The organism is Roseomonas sp. HF4 (genome assembly GCF_005222755.1).
GTDB lineage: Bacteria > Pseudomonadota > Alphaproteobacteria > Acetobacterales > Acetobacteraceae > Neoroseomonas.
In genome coordinates, this window is record NZ_STGD01000043.1 from 1 (window position 1) to 2,074 (window position 2,074).

Annotated in this window: 1 protein-coding gene and 1 pseudogene; both read left to right on the forward strand. The window is 68.4% G+C overall.

Features of this window, described 5'->3' with window-relative positions; translation table 11 throughout:
* Window positions 1-114: 114 nt before the first annotated feature.
* Window positions 115-1,602 (forward strand): annotated as a pseudogene (gene istA / locus E8M80_RS25590) (IS21 family transposase); the annotation flags it as partial.
* An 11-nt stretch (window positions 1,603-1,613) separates the two neighbouring features.
* Window positions 1,614-2,074, forward strand: a 461-nt coding sequence (locus E8M80_RS25595) for an ATP-binding protein (RefSeq protein WP_170979655.1), incomplete at its 3' end; no start/stop codon positions are given.

The following is a 2,074-nucleotide window of genomic DNA, read 5'->3' on the forward strand; positions in this document are numbered from 1 at the left end:
TGTGGATCGGCGTGGAAGAAGGACCCCTATGGAGGGGTGATCGGCGTCCAAAAGGGCCCCCTCTGCTGAAGGGGTTCACGTTGGCTCTCGGTGATGCCGGGGGTCATGATTGGGATGCTGGTGGTGGAGACGATCGGGAAGATCCGTCGGCTGCATGAGATCGAGGGTCTGCCGATCAAGGCGATCTGCCGGCGGCTTGGCGTGTCGCGGAAGGTGGTGCGGAAGGTCCTGCGCACGGGTGCGACGGAGTTCCGCTACGAACGTGGCGAGCAACCGCAGCCCAAGCTTGGCGCGTGGCGCGGCGAGTTGGACCGGCTGCTCACGGAGAATGCGGGTCGGGCGAGCCGGGAACGGCTGACGCTGATGCGCGTGTTCGAGGAATTGCGCGGCCTTGGCTATGGCGGTGGCTACGACGCGGTACGTCGGTACGCGCGCGGCTGGCAGCGGTCGCGTTCGGCGGTGTCGGCGGCGGCCTACGTGCCGCTGAGCTTTGCGCCGGGGGAGGCGTACCAGTTCGACTGGAGCCACGAGATGGTGGTGATGGCGGGTGCGGCGATGGTGGTGAAGGTCGCGCATGTCCGCCTGTGCCACAGCCGGATGATGTTCGTGCGCGCCTATCCGCGCGAGAGCCAGGAGATGGTGTTCGACGCGCATGACCGGGCGTTTGCGTTCTTTCGCGGGGCCTGCACGCGCGGGATCTACGACAACATGAAAACCGCGGTGGAGGCGATCCTGGTCGGGCGGGATCGGACCTACAACCGGCGTTTCCTGCAGATGTGCAGCCACTACCTGGTGGATCCCGTGGCGTGCACGCCGGCTTCGGGTTGGGAGAAGGGTCAGGTCGAGAACCAGGTGGGCGTGGTGCGCGAGAGGTTCTTTTCGCCGCGGCTGCGGGTGTCGAATTTCGAGGAGTTGAACGCGCTGCTGCTCGACCGCTGTGTCGCCTATGCGCGGGCGCACCCGCATCCCGAGTTGCGCGACCGGACGGTGTGGGAGGTGTTCGAGGCGGAGCGTGCGAGCCTGGTGCGCTACACGGGCCCGTTTGACGGTTTCCATGCGGTGCCGGCGGCCGTCTCGAAGACCTGCCTGGTGCGGTTCGACGGCAACAAATACTCGGTGTCGGCGAGCGCGGTGGGGCGTCCGGTCGAGGTGCGTGCCTATGCCGAGCGGATCGAGTTGCGCCAGGACGGGCGCGTGGTCGGCGAGCATCGCCGTGTGTTCGGCCGCGGCCATACGGTGTTCGATCCCTGGCATTACGTGCCGGTGCTGGCGCGCAAGCCCGGCGCGTGGCGCAACGGCGCGCCGTTCAAGGGTTGGCTGCTGCCCGGCGCGCTGGAGCGGGTGCGGCGCAAGCTGGCCGGCGCAGGCGATGGCGACCGGCAGATGGTGGACATCCTGACCGCGGTGCTGAGCGATGGTCTGCCGGCGGTGGAGGCGGCCTGCGCCGAGGCGCTGCGCGAGGGCGTGCACTCGGCGGATGTGGTGCTGAACATCCTGGCCCGGCAGCGTGAGCCGCCGCCGGTGGCGACGATCCTGACGCCGGAGGCGCTGCGGCTGCGGCACGAGCCTGTCGCCGACTGCGCCCGCTATGACAGCCTGAGGAGCAGCGCGTGATGGAGCGGTCCGAGATCCTCGCCACGATGGGCGAGCTGAAATTGTATGGAATGAAGGCGGCGTTCGACCAGATCGTCGGTGCGGCGGTGAAGCGCCAGCACGAGCCGCAGCGGGTGATCGGCGATTTCGTCGCCGCCGAGATCGCCGAGAAGCAGGCGCGCTCGATCAAGTACCAGATCACGCTGGCGAAGCTACCGCTGGCGAAGGACGTGGAGGAATTCCGGTTCGACGGCACGCCGATCAACGAGACGCTGGTGCGCGACCTGGCGAGCGGAAACTTTCTCACGCAGCAGCGCAACGTGGTGCTGGTGGGCGGCACCGGGACGGGCAAGACGCATCTCGCGATCGCCATTGCGCGGGCGTGCATCCGTGATGGCGCGCGCGGGCGGTTCTACACCGTGGTGGACCTGGTGAACCGGCTCGAGGCGGAGGCGCGTGCGGGGCGCCAGGGACGGCTAGC